General features: G+C 66.5%; 16 protein-coding genes. 10 read left to right on the top strand and 6 right to left on the bottom strand.

All coding sequences use genetic code 11. The features are described from left to right. Positions 1–2: 2 nt before the first annotated feature. Both BM167_RS12060 and BM167_RS12055 read right to left on the bottom strand, forming a co-directional pair. The gene (locus BM167_RS12060; RefSeq protein ID WP_092892778.1) at positions 3–908 is read right to left on the bottom strand and encodes a hypothetical protein; all 906 of its coding nucleotides are present in this window, start codon (positions 906–908) and stop codon (positions 3–5) included. A gap of 317 nt (positions 909–1225) precedes the next feature. Then, entirely contained in the window at positions 1226–1726 is a 501-nt protein-coding gene (locus BM167_RS12055; protein ID WP_092892776.1) for a DUF7529 family protein, read from the bottom strand. Between the two features lie 98 nt (positions 1727–1824). Here BM167_RS12055 and BM167_RS12050 point away from each other — a divergent pair, with 98 nt between their 5' ends. The 5 genes from BM167_RS12050 to BM167_RS12030 all read left to right on the top strand — a co-directional run bounded on the left by BM167_RS12050 (position 1825) and on the right by BM167_RS12030 (position 8641). After that, positions 1825–4533, top strand: a complete 2709-nt coding sequence (locus tag BM167_RS12050) for an ABC transporter ATP-binding protein (RefSeq protein ID WP_092892774.1) — start codon at positions 1825–1827, stop codon at positions 4531–4533. 65 nt (positions 4534–4598) lie between these two features. After that, positions 4599–6314, top strand: coding sequence for an ABC transporter substrate-binding protein (locus tag BM167_RS12045; protein WP_092892772.1), 1716 nt, complete (start codon positions 4599–4601; stop codon positions 6312–6314). Positions 6315–6338: 24 nt separating this feature from the next. After that, complete coding sequence (locus tag BM167_RS12040; RefSeq protein ID WP_092892770.1) at positions 6339–7358, top strand: ABC transporter permease; 1020 nt, start codon at positions 6339–6341, stop codon at positions 7356–7358. Further along, on the top strand, positions 7355–8278 hold the full coding sequence (locus BM167_RS12035) for an ABC transporter permease (protein ID WP_092892768.1): 924 nt from the start codon (positions 7355–7357) through the stop codon (positions 8276–8278). Before BM167_RS12040 ends, BM167_RS12035 begins: the two co-directional genes overlap by 4 nt. Before the next feature lie 3 nt (positions 8279–8281). Then, positions 8282–8641 carry a DUF7268 family protein gene (locus BM167_RS12030; RefSeq protein WP_092892766.1) on the top strand — a complete coding sequence of 120 codons (360 nt, stop codon included), beginning with the start codon at positions 8282–8284 and terminating at the stop codon, positions 8639–8641. Positions 8642–8655: 14 nt separating this feature from the next. Here BM167_RS12030 and BM167_RS12025 read toward each other — a convergent pair whose 3' ends face one another. Continuing rightward, a complete protein-coding gene (locus BM167_RS12025; RefSeq protein WP_092892764.1) occupies positions 8656–9360 on the bottom strand; it encodes a 5-formyltetrahydrofolate cyclo-ligase in 705 nt (234 codons plus the stop codon). Positions 9361–9610: 250 nt separating this feature from the next. On the opposite strand from BM167_RS12025, the gene BM167_RS12020 reads away from it, so the two are divergent. Both BM167_RS12020 and BM167_RS12015 read left to right on the top strand, forming a co-directional pair. Then, the gene (locus BM167_RS12020; protein ID WP_092892762.1) at positions 9611–10396 is read left to right on the top strand and encodes an SRPBCC family protein; all 786 of its coding nucleotides are present in this window, start codon (positions 9611–9613) and stop codon (positions 10394–10396) included. A gap of 12 nt (positions 10397–10408) precedes the next feature. Continuing rightward, complete coding sequence (locus BM167_RS12015; protein ID WP_092892760.1) at positions 10409–11578, top strand: zinc-dependent alcohol dehydrogenase; 1170 nt, start codon at positions 10409–10411, stop codon at positions 11576–11578. 41 nt (positions 11579–11619) lie between these two features. On the opposite strand, the gene BM167_RS12010 is transcribed toward BM167_RS12015, so the two are convergent. Continuing rightward, the gene (locus tag BM167_RS12010) at positions 11620–11964 is read right to left on the bottom strand and encodes a hypothetical protein (RefSeq protein ID WP_092892758.1); all 345 of its coding nucleotides are present in this window, start codon (positions 11962–11964) and stop codon (positions 11620–11622) included. Positions 11965–12141: 177 nt separating this feature from the next. Between BM167_RS12010 and engB the strand changes: the two genes are divergently transcribed. Continuing rightward, positions 12142–12762 (top strand): GTP-binding protein EngB, encoded by a 621-nt coding sequence (gene engB, locus BM167_RS12005; RefSeq protein WP_092892756.1) that lies wholly within the window; start codon positions 12142–12144, stop codon positions 12760–12762. 217 nt (positions 12763–12979) lie between these two features. On the opposite strand, the gene BM167_RS12000 is transcribed toward engB, so the two are convergent. Beyond that, a complete protein-coding gene (locus tag BM167_RS12000) occupies positions 12980–14284 on the bottom strand; it encodes an eIF2B alpha/beta/delta subunit family protein (RefSeq protein WP_092892754.1) in 1305 nt (434 codons plus the stop codon). A gap of 137 nt (positions 14285–14421) precedes the next feature. Between BM167_RS12000 and BM167_RS11995 the strand changes: the two genes are divergently transcribed. Beyond that, on the top strand, positions 14422–15177 hold the full coding sequence (locus BM167_RS11995) for a coenzyme F420-0:L-glutamate ligase (protein ID WP_092892752.1): 756 nt from the start codon (positions 14422–14424) through the stop codon (positions 15175–15177). After that, a complete protein-coding gene (locus tag BM167_RS11990; protein WP_092892750.1) occupies positions 15167–16159 on the top strand; it encodes a 5,10-methylenetetrahydromethanopterin reductase in 993 nt (330 codons plus the stop codon). Before BM167_RS11995 ends, BM167_RS11990 begins: the two co-directional genes overlap by 11 nt. On the opposite strand, the gene BM167_RS11985 is transcribed toward BM167_RS11990, so the two are convergent. Continuing rightward, entirely contained in the window at positions 16122–16364 is a 243-nt protein-coding gene (locus BM167_RS11985) for a DUF8024 family protein (protein WP_092892748.1), read from the bottom strand. The genes BM167_RS11990 and BM167_RS11985 overlap by 38 nt on opposite strands. Positions 16365–16476: the final 112 nt, after the last annotated feature.

Raw genomic sequence — 16476 nt, 5'->3', positions numbered from 1 at the left:
CGTCAGGCCGTCTCTTCTTGTCGCTGTTTGAGTTCGTCGACGAGGTCCTGTGCGAGTCCCTGGAGGTCCTCTTTCGACATCTCGTCCAGTTGCTTGCTCATCCCCTCTTTGGTCGCGTCTCCGTCGGACCCGTCTCCGTTCGCTTCGGCCGCGTCGGAGTCGGATGTCTCTGACTCGTCTGCGTCGGATGCGTCGGTGTCCGACTCTTCGGGTCGCTCTTCGCCGCCCGCTTTCTCCTCGGACTCGGTGCTCGCCGTCTCGTCGGCGGTTCCGTCGTCGCCCGACGCGTCGTCGCCGTCGTTGCTCTCTTCGGACTGGTCCGTCTCGGAGTCGTCGGAGTCGTCGGATTCGTCGGATTCGACGAGCACGGACTCGGCGTCGGGGTCGACGTCGGCGGGGTCGGTCGCCGACTCGTCGGAGTCGCGACTGTCCTCGCCGCTCTCGTCGTCGGCGCCGTCGGACTCCGCCTCCCCGCCGAGAACGGGGATTACGTCTTCCGCCTCCTCTCCCGCGTCGGGAATCGCCTCTCGGGCGCTCTCGCCGACGCCGGGAATCGCTCCTCCCACGGCCGTTTGAAGCCACTCGACGATGGCGCTCACCCACGACCGGAGCATCTCCGTGAACGACCCTGCGTCGTCGCTGTCGCCGCCCCGTATCGCGTCTCGCGTCCGCAGTCCGATCCACTCGCCGAGTTCGCTCCCGAGGCGCGCGCCGATTTCGCGCCCCAACGCCTCGCCGATCGCGCGTCCGACCACCTCCACGGAGAGGTCGCCGTCGTTGATGTCGTCTATGTCCTGCAACACCGCCCGCGACACCTCGGCGATACCGGCGTCCTCCGGCGACGTGTCTGTCTGTGCGTGATCGAGCACCGTCTCTACCGCGTCCGTCTGTGATTGGGTTTCGCTCATGGCTTCAGGTCTCCGCTGGTTCGTCGTTCAGTTCGCCCCGACGGGCGGCAGTCGACAACTCCAGTCAGTGACAACGGTTCGGCACAAAAACGGATAACTGGTGTGGCCGTTCGTTCCAGAATACGTGTATATGGGGCGTCACCCCCCGAGAGACGGCGGATTACTCTTCGCGCTGCACTCCTCGACCCGACCGAGACGGGTGGGATGCGTCTGTCCTCTCTCGCCGACACTTTCCGGCGGCGGGTGCCCGACGGCCCCGCTCGCTTCGAGCGGTTCGGCCCGGCGAGCAGTCGGCGCGGAGAGACCGGCGTTCGGGGCTACTCCTCGGAGACGTCCTGCGGCGGGAAAAGCGGCGTCGGGTCCTCGTGGTCGAACTCGAGACGCTCCTCGCCGGACAGCGGGTGGAGATACGTCTTCATCGCGTCCCCGGCGCGTACGCGTTCGAGCATCCGGTCGGCTTCCGTCACCCGGTAGTAGAGGGGCAGACAGACCGCCGTCTCCGCGTCGGAGGCTCGAAACAGCAGCGTCAGGTAGACGATTCCGTTCTCGTAAGCCCGGAACGCCTCGAACTCGTCGAAATCGACTGCGTCGACGAGGGCTGACAACTCCGCGAACTCCTCTCCCGAGAGCAGTACGTCTATGCCGGTCTTCTCCGTCCGGGAGTCGCCCGGGGCCGGAACCGGGACGACGTCGCCCGGAACGGCGGTGAACACCTCCCATCCGCGCTCGCGGTAGTCGTCGGCCAGCGCTCGACACTCCTCGACGACGGTCTCCCACTCGTCTCGTTCTTCCGCCAGCGGGTGTTCGTCAACGTCCATGTCTGGCATAGGCCAACTGTCCCGGGTAAAGGTTCCTCTCGGGCGGCGTCGGACGCGGAAAGCAAAGATATTTGCACCGAGACGGAAAATCCCGCCGTATGTCTCCGTTACTCTCGGTCTCTGACCTTCGGACGCAGTTTTCGACCGACAGAGGCCAGGTGAAGGCAGTCGACGGCGTCGACCTCGAAGTTCGAGAGGGCGAAACCGTCGGCCTCGTCGGCGAGTCCGGGTCGGGCAAGAGCGTCACCGCGCTCTCGACGATGGGGCTCGTAGACGACCCGGGTGAGATAGTCTCCGGCTCCGTCGAACTGACCGACAGCGACCTCGCGGCGACCTTCCGCGAGCGGTACGACTCCCCCTCGTTCGTCGACGGCGACACGGTCGATCTGACCGACGCGCCGGAGGAAGCGTTGCGGTTCATCCGCGGTCAGGAGATCAGCATGATCTTCCAGGACCCGATGACGTCGCTGAACCCGTCGGTGACCGTCGGCGAACAGGTCGCAGAGAGTCTCCGGCTTCACCAGTACGGCGGCCGTCGGAAGGACTCGTGGTTCAACGCCGTCCGCGAGATTCTCCCGAAGATAAGTCGCGACATCGACGAGGACGTTCGAGAGCGGACGATAGAGGTGTTAGAGGACGTCGGCATCCCCGAACCGGGCGCTCGAATCGACGAGTATCCGCACGAGTTCTCCGGCGGGATGCGCCAGCGCGTCCTCATCGCTATCGCGCTGGCGTGCCAGCCGGACCTGCTCGTCGCCGACGAACCGACGACGGCGCTCGACGTGACGATTCAAGCGCAGATTCTCGACCTCATCGACGGCCTCCAAGAGGACCTCGGGATGTCCGTCCTGATGATCACTCACGACCTCGGCGTCGTCGCCGAGACGTGCGACCGCGTCGCGGTGATGTACGCGGGCGAGATAGTCGAGGAGGGACCGGTCGAGGAGATATTCGGCAACCCCTCGCACCCGTACACGTACACGCTGTTGGAGTCGCTCCCGTCCGAGGAGAAAGACCGGCTCACCCCCATCGAGGGGAACGTCCCGGACCTCGTCGACATGCCCGACGGCTGCCACTTCGCGCCGCGGTGTCCGTGGGCCACCGAGGAGTGCACGAGCGGCGAGATTCCGTTCCTCCAACACGGGGGGGACGACGTCGACCACCGGGCGAAATGTATCCTCGAAGACTTCGACGAGAGCGAGTACGGCTCCGAAGGGCTGGCCGCGGACGCCGACCACCGCCTGCGGGACGAACCGCTCGTCGAACTCGACGGTCTCCGGAAGTACTACGATCAAGAGGACGGGATACTCGACAGGTTCCTCGGCGGGAACGGCCGGAGCGTGAAAGCGGTCGACGGCGTCGATTTCACGGTGTACAGAGGGGAGACGCTCGGGCTGGTCGGCGAATCCGGCTGCGGGAAGTCCACCGCCGGGCGCGCGCTACTGCATCTCACCGAACCGACCGGGGGGCGCGTCCTGTTCGCCGGGACGGACCTCACCGAACTCGACGGTTCGGCGCTCCGAGACACCCGAAAGGACCTGCAGATGATCTTCCAGGACCCGCTGTCCTCGCTGGACCCGCGCCAGACGGTGGGGGCGACGGTCCGCGAACCGCTGGATATCCACGACCTGCCCGAGAGCGACCCGAGCGTCGGCACCGAAGCCGAGGTGACCGTCTCGGGAATCGCCCGCGATCGGGTCGACGTCACCGTCGGCGACGAAATCGACGCCGTCGTCGGGTCGGGCGGCGGCGTCGCCACGGCGCACGTGACGGTCACCGTCGTCGACGACGAGGTGGACGTAGAGGTGCGCGAGCATCTCGGCGTGGACGCGAGCGTCGACCGGACCGACCGCGGGGAGATAGAGCGCGTGTCGGTCACGCTGTCCGCGGGCGATACCGACCGTCTGCGTCGTCGCCGTCGCGTCCGTCAACTGCTCGAAGCGGTGGGGCTCGAAGTCGGTCAGTACGACCGCTACCCCCACGAGATGTCGGGCGGGCAGAGACAGCGGGTCGGAATCGCCCGCGCCCTCGCGGTCGACCCCGAGTTCATCGTCGCCGACGAACCGGTGTCGGCGCTCGACGTGAGCGTCCAAGCGCAGATTCTCAACCTGATGGAGGAGCTACAGGACCGGTTCGACCTGACGTACCTGTTCATCGCTCACGACCTCTCGGTCGTCCGGCACATCTCCGACCGGGTCGCGGTCATGTATCTCGGCGAAATCGTCGAGGTGGCACCGACGGACGAACTGTTCGCAGACCCCATGCATCCGTACACGCAGGCGCTTCTGTCGGCCATCCCCGAACCCGACCCGACCGCCGACACGGACGACCGAATCATCCTCGAAGGCGACGTTCCGTCGCCGACGAACCCGCCGTCGGGCTGTCACTTCCGGACGCGGTGCCCGAAGGTCATCCCCCCCGAGGAGATGGATATCGACCAGGAGGCGTACCGCGAGGTCATGGACTTCCGGCAACGGGTCGAGCGACGGTCGATAGACGTCGACACCGCGCGGGAGACGGCGGCCGGTGACGGGCGTCGGGTCGCCGAGGACGGACGAACCGCGACGACGGACGGCGGCGCGGCGTCGACGGACGCCGTCGCGGCCGCACTCCGCGAATCCCAGTTCGACCGGTTCCCCGAGGGGAAGCCCGGTGAAACCGTCGACCGCGCCCTGCGACTGGTGGCCGAGGGCGACTGGGAGGGCGCGGAGTCGCTTCTCGCCGACCGATTCACCAGCATCTGCGAGCGAGAACCGCCGACGCTCGACGGCGAGAAACACCCTGCGGCGTGCCATCTCGTCGAGTAGTTCGCCGCCGACCCTCGTGCAATTAGTTCGGCAAATTTATTTACTTTACTGAATAGCCAATATCTATGGGATCCTCTGACAATACAGTTTCGCGACGGCGGTTCCTCGCTGCCGCAGGCGGCGCGTCGGTCAGCGTCGGGCTGGCCGGTTGTACCGACGACTCCGGAAACGGCGACGGCACCGGAGACGGCGGTGCCGCGACGGAAGACGGAAGCGGGACCGAAGACGGCGGCGACGGCGAGTCGAGTCTCCTCCGCTACGGTCGCGGGAGCCACTCCTCGACGGTGGACTTCCAGAACAGCACGAGCGGCGAAGTCGCGAAGGTCACAGAACAGATCTACGACACGCTCATCAACTTCGAGCCGGGCGAGTCGACGCTGACCGAGGGGCTCGCGTCGGACTACTCGCTCGACGGCGAGACGGCGACGCTCACCCTGAAGGAGGGCGTCACGTTCCACAACGGCGAGGAGTTCACCGCACAGGACTTCGTCGCGACGTACCGTCGCTTCGTCGACTCCGACTACGAGCACTACGCCGGCGACGACTACGTCTCGGCGTACGGCCCGTTCACGCTCGGGTCGTGGATCGACGAGATTCAGGTCGACGGCGACTACGAGATGACGATTCAGCTCACGCAGACGTACGCGCCGTTCCTCCGGAACCTCGCGATGTTCGCGGCCGCGGTCCACTCCGAGGCGGCGATCGAAGAGTACGGAACCGACCTCTCTTCGAACGCGGTCGGTACCGGTCCGTTCGAACTCGATACCCTCGACGACTCCAACGAGCAGATTCGACTCAGAGCCTACGACGACTACTGGGGCGAGGGGCCGAACGTCGACGAAGTCGTGTTCGTCACGGTCGGCGAGAACTCCACGCGGGCGCAGTCGCTCGCCAGCGGCGAACTCGACATCATCGACGGCCTCGGCGCGCAGTCGTCCCAACAGGTCGAGGGCGCCGGAAACGCCGAACTCGTCCGAACCGAGGGAATCAACATCGGCTACATGGCGTTCAACATCGCCCAAGTCGAGGAGTTCCAGGACCGCCGCGTCCGGCAGGCGATCAGCCACGCGATAAACACCGAGGCGATCGTAAACGAGATATACGCCGGGTTCGCGACGCAGGCGAGCCAGCCGCTGCCCCCGAACGTGCTGGGGCACAACGAAGACCTCGACCCGTACCCGTACGACCCCGAACAGGCCCAGAGCCTCCTCGAAGAGGCCGGCTACGGCGACGGGTTCTCGTTCGAGTTGGCGACGTTCCAGAACCCGCGCGGGTACAACCCCTCGCCGATCCAGACCGCAGAGACCGTCGCGTCCAACCTCTCTGAGATCGGTATCGACGTCGAGATCAACCAGCAGTCGTTCTCGCCGTTCCTCGAATACACGGCACAGGGGCGACACGACGCGTGTTTCCTTGGCTGGTACACCGACAACGCCGACCCCGACAACTTCGCGTACGTCCTCTTGCACCCGCAGGTCGAAGAGGGCGAACTCACCGAGGGCGAAGACTGGGTTAGCTTCGACGCCGAAGGATACAACACGAGCAACCGGTCTGGCTGGGCGAATCGCGACTACATGGACGCCGTCGAAACCGGTCAGCGGACGACCGGCGAGAGCGAACGTGCCGAACTGTACAACGAGGCGATGCAGATCGCTCACGACGAGGCGCCGTGGGTCTATCTGGACTACGCCGAGGAGCTTCGGGGCGTCGCGAACCGCGTGAGCGGCTTCCAGATCGCCGCGATCAGCGGTCCGTACCTCAACCTCGTCTCGCTGGAGTAGACGAGCCACCCCACCTCTCTCCCGATGTTTCCAAAACGATTCGTACTCAAGCGGTTGCTGTTGCTGGTCCCGGTGTTGACCGGAGTGGCGACGCTGGTGTTCGCGATTCTCCACCTCTCTCCGGGGGATCCGGCGCTCACCATCGCGGGCGAGCGTGCGAGCCAGGAGTTCGTCGAACGGATCAGGGCCGACCTCGGGTTGAACCAGCCCCTCTGGCGTCAGTATCTCGACTTCCTCGTCAACGTCGCGCAGTTCGACTTCGGCGAGTCGTACATCATAAACCGGAACACGACCGTCCGGCAGGTGCTCGCCAACAAGCTTCCCGTCACGCTCGAACTCGCGATGTTCGGGCAGTTCTTCGGCATCGTGTTCGGGATTCCCCTCGGCGTGTTGAGCGCCGTCAAACAGGACACGATCACCGACCACGCCACTCGCGTCGGCGCGCTGACCGGAATCAGCGTGCCCATCTTCTGGAGCGGCCCGCTTCTCATCTTGCTGTTTGCGCAGATACTCGGGGTGCTCCCGACGAGCGGTCGGATCTCCGCGATATACAACGTCTCCGCGGTTCGCGTGACCGGACTGGTGACGGTCGACACGCTACTCGCGGGCGACTGGGAGATGTTCAAGTCGGCCGTCCGGCACATGCTGTTGCCGTCGCTCGTCATCGGCGTCTACTCGATGGCGCTCATCTCCCGGATGATGCGCTCGTCGATGCTCGAAGTCATCCGCCAAGACTACATGCGAACCGCCCGCGCGAAGGGGCAGGGAGCGAAGATCACCGTGTTGAAACACGGCTTCCGTAACGCGTTGATTCCCGTGGTCACGATCATCGGAATCCAGTTCGGGAGCCTGCTCGGCGGTGCGGTCCTGACCGAGACGGTCTTTGCCATCGGCGGAATCGGCACGCTGTTGGTCGAGGCGATCGAGGTCGGCGACTACCCCATCGTCCAAGGGACGGTCCTGACGTTCGCGTTCCTGTTCACCCTCGTGAATCTCGGCGTTGACATCACCTACTCGTATCTCGATCCGAGGATCGAACAATGAGCACCGAAACCATCTCCGAGAGCGAGACGGAGAGCCGGGGGATAGCCGCCCGCGTCCGCGCCTCGCCGTTCCTCTCACAACTGTTGTCGAACCGCCTCGCAATCGTGGGTATCGTCATCATCGTGACGATGCTCGTCGTCGCGCTGTACGCGCGGCTAACGCTCGACTTGGACGTTATCGCCCGGTCGCAGTTGGGGACGAACCCGAATCGGGCGTCGCCGAGTCTGGCGTACCCCTTCGGAACCGACGGACAGGCGCGTAACCTCCTGCCCCGCGTCGCGTACGGCGCGTGGTACGCGATGCTGTTCGGAACGGTCACGGTCGGCGCTTCGACGGTGCTCGGCGTCGGACTCGGCATCGTCGCGGCCTACTACGGAGACGTCACCGACAACGTCATCATGCGCACGATGGACGTGCTGTTGGCGTTCCCGTCGCTTCTGTTGGCGCTGGCTCTCGTCTCCATCTTCCCCGACGAACTCGGACTGTGGCGGGCGGTGGCGGCGCTGACGCTCGTGTACACGCCGCGGTTCGCCCGCGTCGTGCGCGGTGCGGCGCTGACCGTCCTCGAAAACGAGTACATCGACGCGACGGTCGCACTCGGCGCGACCAACCCGAGAGTGCTCGTCAGGCACGTCCTCCCGAACTGTCTGGCACCGATCACGGTCCAGTCGACGCTGAACTTCGGGCTCGCGATCATCGACTTGGCCGCGCTGTCGTTCCTCGGATTCGGTGCCTCGGCCGGGACGCCGTCGTGGGGGCTGATGCTCTCGAACGGCGTGAGTCAGGGGCTTCTCACCGGCGTGTGGTGGTGGTCGTTCTTCCCCGGTCTGTTCCTCGCGTTGACCGTCCTCGGGTTCAACCTGCTCGGTGACGGGATGCGCGACGCCCTCGACCCCCGGATGCGGGAGGCCGTCGACTGAGGGATGGCGTCGATACCGACGTGGCTACGCGCCCGTACCCGACTCGTCTGCGGCGCGGGCATCGTCGGTCTCCTCGCGGCACCGCTCATCGTCGCAGCGCTCGTGTTGCTCGCAGGCGCCGACCCCTTCGCCGGAGCTGAAACGGGATTCGCGTTCGGCGCGCTTTGGTTCGGGTTCGGGCTGCTCGGGTGGGCCGGGTCCGTCGCCGTCGGCGACGCCGTCGAGGCCGCACAGCGACGACTCGACACCGGAACCCGGTGGACCGAGCGCAGTTCGCGGCGCGCGATGGCGCGCGTCGGCGGGTTCGGTGCCGGACTGATGGTCGGTACGGCGACTATCGGAACGCTGATCGGAACTCTCTGAGACCGACCGCCCGACTACGGTTTCAACCGACGGAGAATCGGTATCTCGTTCATCCGTTCCTCGGTCAGAACGTCCCACTCGATCCCTTCCGGCTTGCTCGCCGGAGCGTCCGTCCGAACGCTCCGTTCGGGCGTGAACACCCACTCTATCGGTATGTCGTGCGGCGTCGTCGGAATCTCCTCGTCGACGAACTGCGTCTCGTGGAGCGTCGTCACCGTCGCCGTCTCGTCGTCGACGAGTCCGAACTCCCGGAGGATGGCGAACTCTAGGTCGCTGTACCCTTCGCCCTTTCCGACCCGCGCGCCCTCGCTGTTCACCGCGACGCTTCCCGAGACGATCAGATCGATCGATTCCATCTCCTCGGGGCCGACCTGTACGCCGACCTCCGAGGACCCGCCGATAGTCGTCGCGTGGTCGATGTCCTCGATTTCGTCGGGGTCCAATCGGAGGAAACAGTTCTCGTCCCGTAATCGAGGCACCGCCATGTAGATGGTTTTGCCCGCTCGCAACGCGGCGCGTCGCACCGGGAGTTGCGGCGAGTCCGGATTGGACTTGATCACGTCCGCTTCCCGCCACGTCTCGTTCGCCGCCAATCGCTCCGCCGCCTCGTCTGCACCGTCGAAATTGGGAATTCTCCCGTGAGGTGGATACGGAAAGCGTGCCTCTCCGCTCTCCTCTAACTCGTCCCATACCCGTTCGCGGAGGTCCTGTTTCTCCATGCCGTCAGTTGCGACGCCCCCTACTAGTACGTCGGTATCTCCGAGGCGGGAACTCGGAGGCTCCTTGCCCCCTGCGCGGCGTTTGCAGGCCCAATGCACAAGTCCACGCCCTGATACCCCTCGGTGAGGTGTGCTAGTTAATGTCCGTACAGCGAACACATCGAGAGAAGCGGCGAACCGCGGTCGAACGTCGAACGCGCGGCGGTCGAACGCGTCGTTCGACGAGAGGGAACGCCGGACGGTTCTCGCCATGATCGCTCGAATCCGGGACGCGCTGGACCGGGAGTCGGACGCCGAGACGCCGATTCCGGCCGACTTGGCCGCCGGAGACGACGTGGGGCGCGGGACGCGAATCGCCTCCGCAGTCGTCGGCGGCGCGCTTCTCGTGTTCGGCGTCAGGCGGCGGACGCTCCCGGGGACGTTCGCCGCGTTGGTCGGCGGGTGGTTGCTCCACCGAAGCGTCCCCGGTCGAAGCCCCCTCCCGGACGCGTTCGACGACGGCGACGACGCCGAAGACGGAGAAGACGAGAGCGAGGCCGCCCCCGTCGAGACGGACGTAAAACGGACCATCACCGTCGGGAAACCCGCCGACGAACTGTACGAGATGTGGCGCGACCCCGAGCAGTTGAGTCGGGTGATGGGGCACTTCGCGGACGTGTCGCCGGTGGACGAGGACCGCTTCCACTGGACCGTTTCCGGCCCGTTCGGCCGCGATATGGAGTGGAAGACTCGCTTCGTCGAGAGTCACTCGGGCGAGTTCCTGCGGTGGGAGTCGCTCGAAGACGCCGCGGTGGCCAACGAGGGGTCGGTTCGCTTCGAGTCGGCGCCGGGCGACCAGGGGACGGAAGTGACGCTCCGCCTCCGATTCGACCCGCCCGGCGGGCGACTCGGACGCGCGGCGATGGAGTTTGCGGGGTTCGTCCCCGCCGTCCTCGCGAAGAAGGCGCTGCACCGGTTCAAGAGCCTCGCGGAGACGGGCGAGATACCGACGCTCGAGAGCAATCCATCCGCTCGCGGACGCGGAGACCTGATATAGGAGCGTACGACAATGAGAGCACTCTGCTGGAACGACGTCAACGACCTGAGCGTAGAGACCGTCCCCGACCCCGAACTGGTCAACCCGCGCGACGTGGTCCTCCGCGTGACGATGACGACGGCGTGCGGTTCGGACCTCCACTTCATCGACGGCTACCTCCCGACGATGCAGGAGGGCGACGTCATCGGCCACGAGTTCATGGGCGAAGTCGCGAAGGTGGGGCGTAAAGTGGAACACCTCGAAGAGGGCGACCGGGTGGTCGTCCCCTCGTTCGTCGGGTGCGGCAGTTGCGGCTACTGTCAGGACGACCTGTGGTCGCTCTGCGACAACACGAACCCGAACGCGGAGTTACAAGAGCCCCTGCTCGGCGATTCGACCGCGGGCATCTACGGCTACACCCACGCGTTCGGCGGATACGCGGGGTCGCACGCAGAGTACGTCCGCGTGCCGCACGCCGAGGAGAACTGTTTTCACGTTCCCGACGGTCTGAGCGACGAACAGGCGCTTTTCGCCTCCGACGCGTGGCCCACCGGCTACATGGGCGCGGACTTCTGCGACATCGAACCCGGCGATATCGTCGCCGTCTGGGGCTGCGGCGGCGTCGGCCTGATGGCCCAACAGAGCGCCGCGCTGATGGGCGCGGAACGAGTCATCGGCATCGACCGCTTCCCCGAACGACTGCGGATGGCGCGGAACGAAGCGGGCTCGGAGACCATCGACTACACCGAGGTAGACAGCGTCGTCCGGACGCTGAAAGAGATGACAGGCGGGCGCGGACCGGACGCCTGCATCGACGCGGTTGGGATGGAGGCGCACGGCACCGGCGTCGCCCACGCGTACGACCGCGCGAAACAACAGTTGAAACTCCACACCGACCGCGGCGACGCGCTTCGACAGGCGGTACGCGCCTGTCGGAAGGGCGGCACGCTGTCGGTTCTCGGCGTCTACGGCGTGATGGACAAGTTCCCGATGGGCGTCGTGATGAACAAGGGCCTCACCGTCCGCACCGCACAACAGCACGGCCAGCGGTACGTGCCGCAACTGCTCGAACACGTCGAGGAAGGCGAGATGGACCCCTCGTATCTGGCGACGCACGAGTTCTCGCTTGAGGACTCGCCGCGGGGGTACGAGATGTTCAAACAGAAAGCCGACGGCTGCGTCAGACCGGTGTTCACGCCGTGAGACGGTAGACGCCGCGGCGGCGAGAACTCGCGTCGCTCCGACTACTCACCGAGACGCGCGGGTTCCTCGATGCTTCCGAGTATCTCCGCGGTGCACTCGAGCACCTTCTCCGGGTCGGCGTTGGCCGCCTCGGCGACCTGTTGGACGTGGACCGCAAGCGGCGAGAAGAGGTCGTACACCTTCCGGTCGAGGTGGTCGTCGTTGGTGTCGGCGTGGGCGTGGACGTAGTCCGTCCCGTTGCCGTACTGCATCGCCACGAAGAACGACTGCGGCCGTTCGACGTCGTCGTTCAAGAGAGCGGTCGCGTCGCGAAGCGCCTGCCGGAGTTCCTCCGGGGAGTCGCCCGGCTGAGGTCCGTTCGAGGGCTGGTCGGAAGTCCGTTGCATGTGACTCTGTCTCAGCCTACACAGCAACCGTAATAAGATTGTTGCTTAGGAAAGAGTGTTTGAAGATAGAGATGTTCTCTGTGGAGTGTCAGTTAGCAGTTTCGGGCGCGGTTCGAGAGAGCACTCCACGGAGTCGTCAACGTCAGCATTAACCGCCGCGGCGGCGTCCGTTCACACATGTTCGAAGACCGCCCGGACCGACAGGAAGTCGTCCTCGTCGGGCGTTCAAACGTCGGCAAGTCGACGCTGATGCGAGAGTTGACGGGCCACAGCAAGTTCACGACGGGCAAGAAACCCGGCGTGACGCGCAAGCCGAACCACTACGACTGGGCCCCCGAGAGTTTCATGTTCACCGACCTGCCCGGCTTCGGGTTCATGTCCGGCGTCGAGGAGAGCCGAAGCGAACAGATCGCGACGGACATCGTCCGGTACGTCGAGGCCAACGCCGACGACATCCTCGCGGGCGTCCTCGTCGTCGACGGCAAGAGCGTCGTCGACATCATCGACCGACACTCCGGTCCCGACGAGATACCGCACGACGTGGAACTGTTCCACTTTCTCCGCGAACTGGAGATTCCCACCGTCGTCGCGGTGAACAAGATGGACAAGGTAGACGACGAGGACGAACGTCTCGACGACCTGTGCGACCGACTCGGACTGCTACCGCCGTGGAGACAGTGGCAGGACACCATCGCGCCCATCTCCGCGAAGCGCGGGAACGTCGAACCGCTACTCTCGGCGCTGAAAACGCACTTTCACGACCAAAAGCGCGACGACCTGTTGAAGTTCGTCAGCTGAATCGGGCGCGGAACGCCGAGCGTCTCGCTACGGGCGGAATCAGACCGAGAACCGCAGTCGCGCGTCGTCTGTAGACGGTGGCTCGGGAGTGGTCCTCGTCACAAGGGGCTCGGAGGGGGTAACTGTCTTCACTGCCACCGAGTCGAGAGTGAGGCCGGAGCGTCAAGAATCCACTCCTCTCGGTTCCGGGCGCTTCTCGCGCCGCGACGGTCCGACGCTACCCTCCCGCGTCGTCCCACGCGGCGTTTTCGGCGTGTTCCTCGGCGATATCGCGGACGTCCGCTTCGTCAGCGAAGCCCGCTTCCGTCACGACGCCGTCGAGGAGGGTCGGGGCCGTCGCCTCGAACGTCGGCGCGAACACCGACAGCGACGCCTCGCCGTCGTAGACGTCCGCCCACCCCGACGATTCGTCGCCCACGCCGTCCTCGCCCGTCGGTCTGACCTTGTCGCACGTCGCGACGGCGTAGACGGGGACGCCCGCCTCCCGTGCGGCGAGTGCGAGTCCCGTCGTTCCGGTCTTGTTGACGACGCCTCCGTCCGGGAGGACGGCGTCCGCGCCGACGACGGCGGCGTCGACGTCGAGTCGCGAGAACGCGGCCGGAAGCGCGGCTTCGGTCGTCAGCGTGACTCGCGCGTCCGTCTCTGTCGCCGCCCACTCGGCGACGCCGACGCCCTCGCGTTCCGGGCGCGACTCGGCGACGACCACGGCGTCCGGGTCCGACTCTCGGAGCACCCGTCGGACGGTTCCGGACCGCGAGATGGTGGCGACGGCCGTCGCGTCCGAATCTGCGAGTCGATTTGTCGCCGCCGTCGTGACGCCGTCGGCGGCGTCGAACGACGCTCGGAGGAGGTCGATACACCGCTCTCGGACCGACTCGGGCGTCCGGTCGGCCGTCGCCATCGCGCGATTCACGCGGTTCGACACGGCGGCCATGCTGGGCCGGGCGTCGCGGAGTTTGCGGGCCGTTCGAGCGACCGAGTCCCAGTCGTCGGCGTCGGCGGCGTCGTCGCGCAGCACTTCGAGTGCGCGCGCCGCTATCCACGCCGACCCGTGGGTCTCGTCCTCGCGGACGTCCGCGACGGTGGGGGCGACGTGCCTCCACGCGTCCCACAGTCGAGGCACCGTCTCGCGCTCTCTCATCTCGGTCGGGTCGGCCCACGTCACCGCGGCGAGTTCCTCGTTCGTCGTCGTCGACGGACCCCGTTCGTCGGCCCGCCGGACCTCGTCCGGCGATGTCGCTCTGGTCTCCGTCTCGAACAGGAACGGGTGGACGGTGAACTCGCCCTCATCGTGGGAGACGTCCAACGGCGCGCCGACGCGGACGAGGCGCAGGTCGGACTCGGAGAGTCCGACTTCCTCTCTGAGTTCGCGCCGCGCGTCGTCGTCGGCGTCTGAGGGGTCGCCCTCTACGTACCCCGAAACGCCCGCCCACTGGTCGGCGAACGTTCCGACGCTATCGCTTCGGCGCGTCAGGAGAATCGCACCGCGGTTCCGAACGAAGCAGGTCACGACGTGGGCCATACGCCCGGTACGTCCCCCGAGACAACGGGTCTTGCGCCCGCTTTCGCCCGGGACGAACGGACGATACCGCCGTCCGAATACCGGCCGCATTCTCCAACATCTCCTCGCTTTTTACTGGCCCGTCCCCACGTCGCAGTATGGAACTATTCGCCGTCCCCGACGTGCCGGAAATCCGTCCGGGGGACGACCTGGCGGCCATCGTCCGAGACAGGGTGGACCTCCGCGAGGACGACGTCGTCTGCGTCGCCTCCACCGTCGTCTCGAAGGCCGAGGGCAGACAGGCCGACCTCTCCGAGTTCCCGGCGGGCCCGCGAGCGACGGAGATAGCCTCGACCATCGGCGCGGCGACGGGCGAGGAGAAAGACCCGCGCTTCGCACAGGCGGTCCTCGAAGAGAGCGTCGACCTGTTGATGGAGTCGCCGTTTCTCCTGACCGAGACGCGGTTCGGTCACGTCGGCGTCAACGCGGGTATCGACCGCTCGAACGTCCCCGACCACGACCTGCTTCTCCTGCCGGAGCGACCCGCAGAGAGCGCGGAGCGACTCCGTCGGGAACTACCCGCCGACCGCGTCGTCGTCACCGACACCTGCGGGCGACCGTTCCGCCACGGGCAACGCGGCGTCGCACTCGGGTGGGCCGGGTTGCAGGCGTCCCGAGACTGGCGCGGCGAGTCCGACCGCGACGGCCGAGAACTCGGCGTGACCGTAGAGAGCGTCGTCGACGAACTCGCGGCGGCCGCAAACCTCGTGGCCGGTGAGGGGGCGGGCGGCACGCCGGTCGTCGTCGTCCGCGACTTCGAGTGGGGCGACCACGGGGGAAGCGACGCCCACTTCCGCGACGTGGAGGGCGACTTCGTCCGGCAGGCCCTCAGGGGGTGGGAGTATGACGGATGAGGGGTTCTTGGGCGTCGAACTGACGCCGGAACATCCCGTTCCGGAGGTTGTCGAACGCGGCGTCCGCGCCGAGTCCGCGGGCTACGACGCGGCGTTCGTCTCCTGTCACTACAACAACCGCGACCCGTTCGCCGTCCTCGCGCGACTGGCCACAGAGACGACGGACATCCGCATCGGTCCGGGCGTCGCCAACCCCTACGAACTCCACCCGGTGACGCTGGCGTCGAAGACGGCCACCGTCGCGGAACTGTCGGCGGGCCGCGCCGTCTTCGGCATCGGCCCGGGCGACCCCTCGACGCTCCGGAATCTCGGACTCGAAGACGAACGCGGCCTGCGCTCCGTGTTGGAGTCGTTCAAAGTCGCACAGAGACTGTGGGCGGGCGAACGCGTCTCTCACGACGGGACGTTCGAGGCGACGGACGCCGGACTCAACTTCGAGGTGCCGGGCGAGATTCCCGTCTACGTCGGCGGCGAGGGGCCGCACATGTGTCGGATGGCGGGAAAGCACGCGGACGGATTGCTGTTCAACGGGTCGCACCCCGACGACGTGGCGTGGGCGCGCGAACGCGCCGCGGAGGGCGTCTCGGACCGCCCCGACGAACGCGGCGACTTCGAACTGCTCGCGTACGCGAGCGTCAGTGTCGCGAAGGACCGAGAGGCCGCCCGCGAGGCGGCCCGTCCCCCGGTGGCGTTCATCGCCGCGGGCGCGGCGCCGCCGGTACTCGACAGACACGGACTCGACCGGTCGCTGGCGGGCGATATCGGCGAGAAGATAAGCTCGGGCGCGTTCTCGGAGGCGTTCGAACTCGTGACGCCCGCGATGGTGGACGCCTTCGCGATGGCCGGAACCGAAGAAGAGGTCGCAGACCGCATGGCCGCCGTCTCGGACCACGCCGACGGCATCGTCGTCGGGTCTCCGTTGGGCCCCGACCCCGACGAGGCGATTACTCTCGCGGCCGAGGCGTACGACTCGGCGCGCTAGCCCCGAGACCGGTCGCCCAGTTCACTATCCCGCCGAGGGCGAGGAAGCCGAAGACGACGGCGGAGAACGCTATCAACGCCCCGCCGACGAGGAACGACAGTATCGTGAGGGGGTCGCCGGTGCCGAGAATCCGCAGTCCACCGGTGACGAGCAGTTCGACGGCGCTTTCGAGCAGCATCACGACGAAGTCCAGTACCGTGACCATGCGGGACCGTTCGGGTTCCCCGTATTTGTGTGTTGATGGATACCTCCCCACCGCCGGGAATCCGCTGACCGCCACCCCGAGACGGCGGTTCCCGGACCGCCCGAGAGCGGTC

This window comes from Halopelagius inordinatus (genome assembly GCF_900113245.1).
In the GTDB taxonomy this organism is placed as follows: Archaea; Halobacteriota; Halobacteria; order Halobacteriales; family Haloferacaceae; genus Halopelagius; species Halopelagius inordinatus.
Note: the sequence above shows the minus strand (reverse complement) of the source record. Positions and strands in the feature narration are given on the sequence as shown.

Excerpts from the sequence above, each read along its gene's own strand:
- BM167_RS12020 (WP_092892762.1), top strand. The coding sequence starts at position 9,611 with ATGATCGCTCGAATCCGGGACGCGCTGGACCGGGAGTCGGACGCCGAG.
- BM167_RS12010 (WP_092892758.1), bottom strand. The coding sequence starts at position 11,964 with ATGCAACGGACTTCCGACCAGCCCTCGAACGGACCTCAGCCGGGCGAC.
- BM167_RS12060 (WP_092892778.1), bottom strand. The coding sequence starts at position 908 with ATGAGCGAAACCCAATCACAGACGGACGCGGTAGAGACGGTGCTCGAT.
- BM167_RS12045 (WP_092892772.1), top strand. The coding sequence starts at position 4,599 with ATGGGATCCTCTGACAATACAGTTTCGCGACGGCGGTTCCTCGCTGCC.
- BM167_RS12015 (WP_092892760.1), top strand. The coding sequence starts at position 10,409 with ATGAGAGCACTCTGCTGGAACGACGTCAACGACCTGAGCGTAGAGACC.
- BM167_RS11995 (WP_092892752.1), top strand. The coding sequence starts at position 14,422 with ATGGAACTATTCGCCGTCCCCGACGTGCCGGAAATCCGTCCGGGGGAC.
- BM167_RS12025 (WP_092892764.1), bottom strand. The coding sequence starts at position 9,360 with ATGGAGAAACAGGACCTCCGCGAACGGGTATGGGACGAGTTAGAGGAG.
- BM167_RS12030 (WP_092892766.1), top strand. The coding sequence starts at position 8,282 with ATGGCGTCGATACCGACGTGGCTACGCGCCCGTACCCGACTCGTCTGC.
- BM167_RS12050 (WP_092892774.1), top strand. The coding sequence starts at position 1,825 with ATGTCTCCGTTACTCTCGGTCTCTGACCTTCGGACGCAGTTTTCGACC.
- BM167_RS12040 (WP_092892770.1), top strand. The coding sequence starts at position 6,339 with ATGTTTCCAAAACGATTCGTACTCAAGCGGTTGCTGTTGCTGGTCCCG.
- BM167_RS12000 (WP_092892754.1), bottom strand. The coding sequence starts at position 14,284 with ATGGCCCACGTCGTGACCTGCTTCGTTCGGAACCGCGGTGCGATTCTC.
- BM167_RS11990 (WP_092892750.1), top strand. The coding sequence starts at position 15,167 with ATGACGGATGAGGGGTTCTTGGGCGTCGAACTGACGCCGGAACATCCC.
- BM167_RS11985 (WP_092892748.1), bottom strand. The coding sequence starts at position 16,364 with ATGGTCACGGTACTGGACTTCGTCGTGATGCTGCTCGAAAGCGCCGTC.
- engB (WP_092892756.1), top strand. The coding sequence starts at position 12,142 with ATGTTCGAAGACCGCCCGGACCGACAGGAAGTCGTCCTCGTCGGGCGT.
- BM167_RS12035 (WP_092892768.1), top strand. The coding sequence starts at position 7,355 with ATGAGCACCGAAACCATCTCCGAGAGCGAGACGGAGAGCCGGGGGATA.
- BM167_RS12055 (WP_092892776.1), bottom strand. The coding sequence starts at position 1,726 with ATGGACGTTGACGAACACCCGCTGGCGGAAGAACGAGACGAGTGGGAG.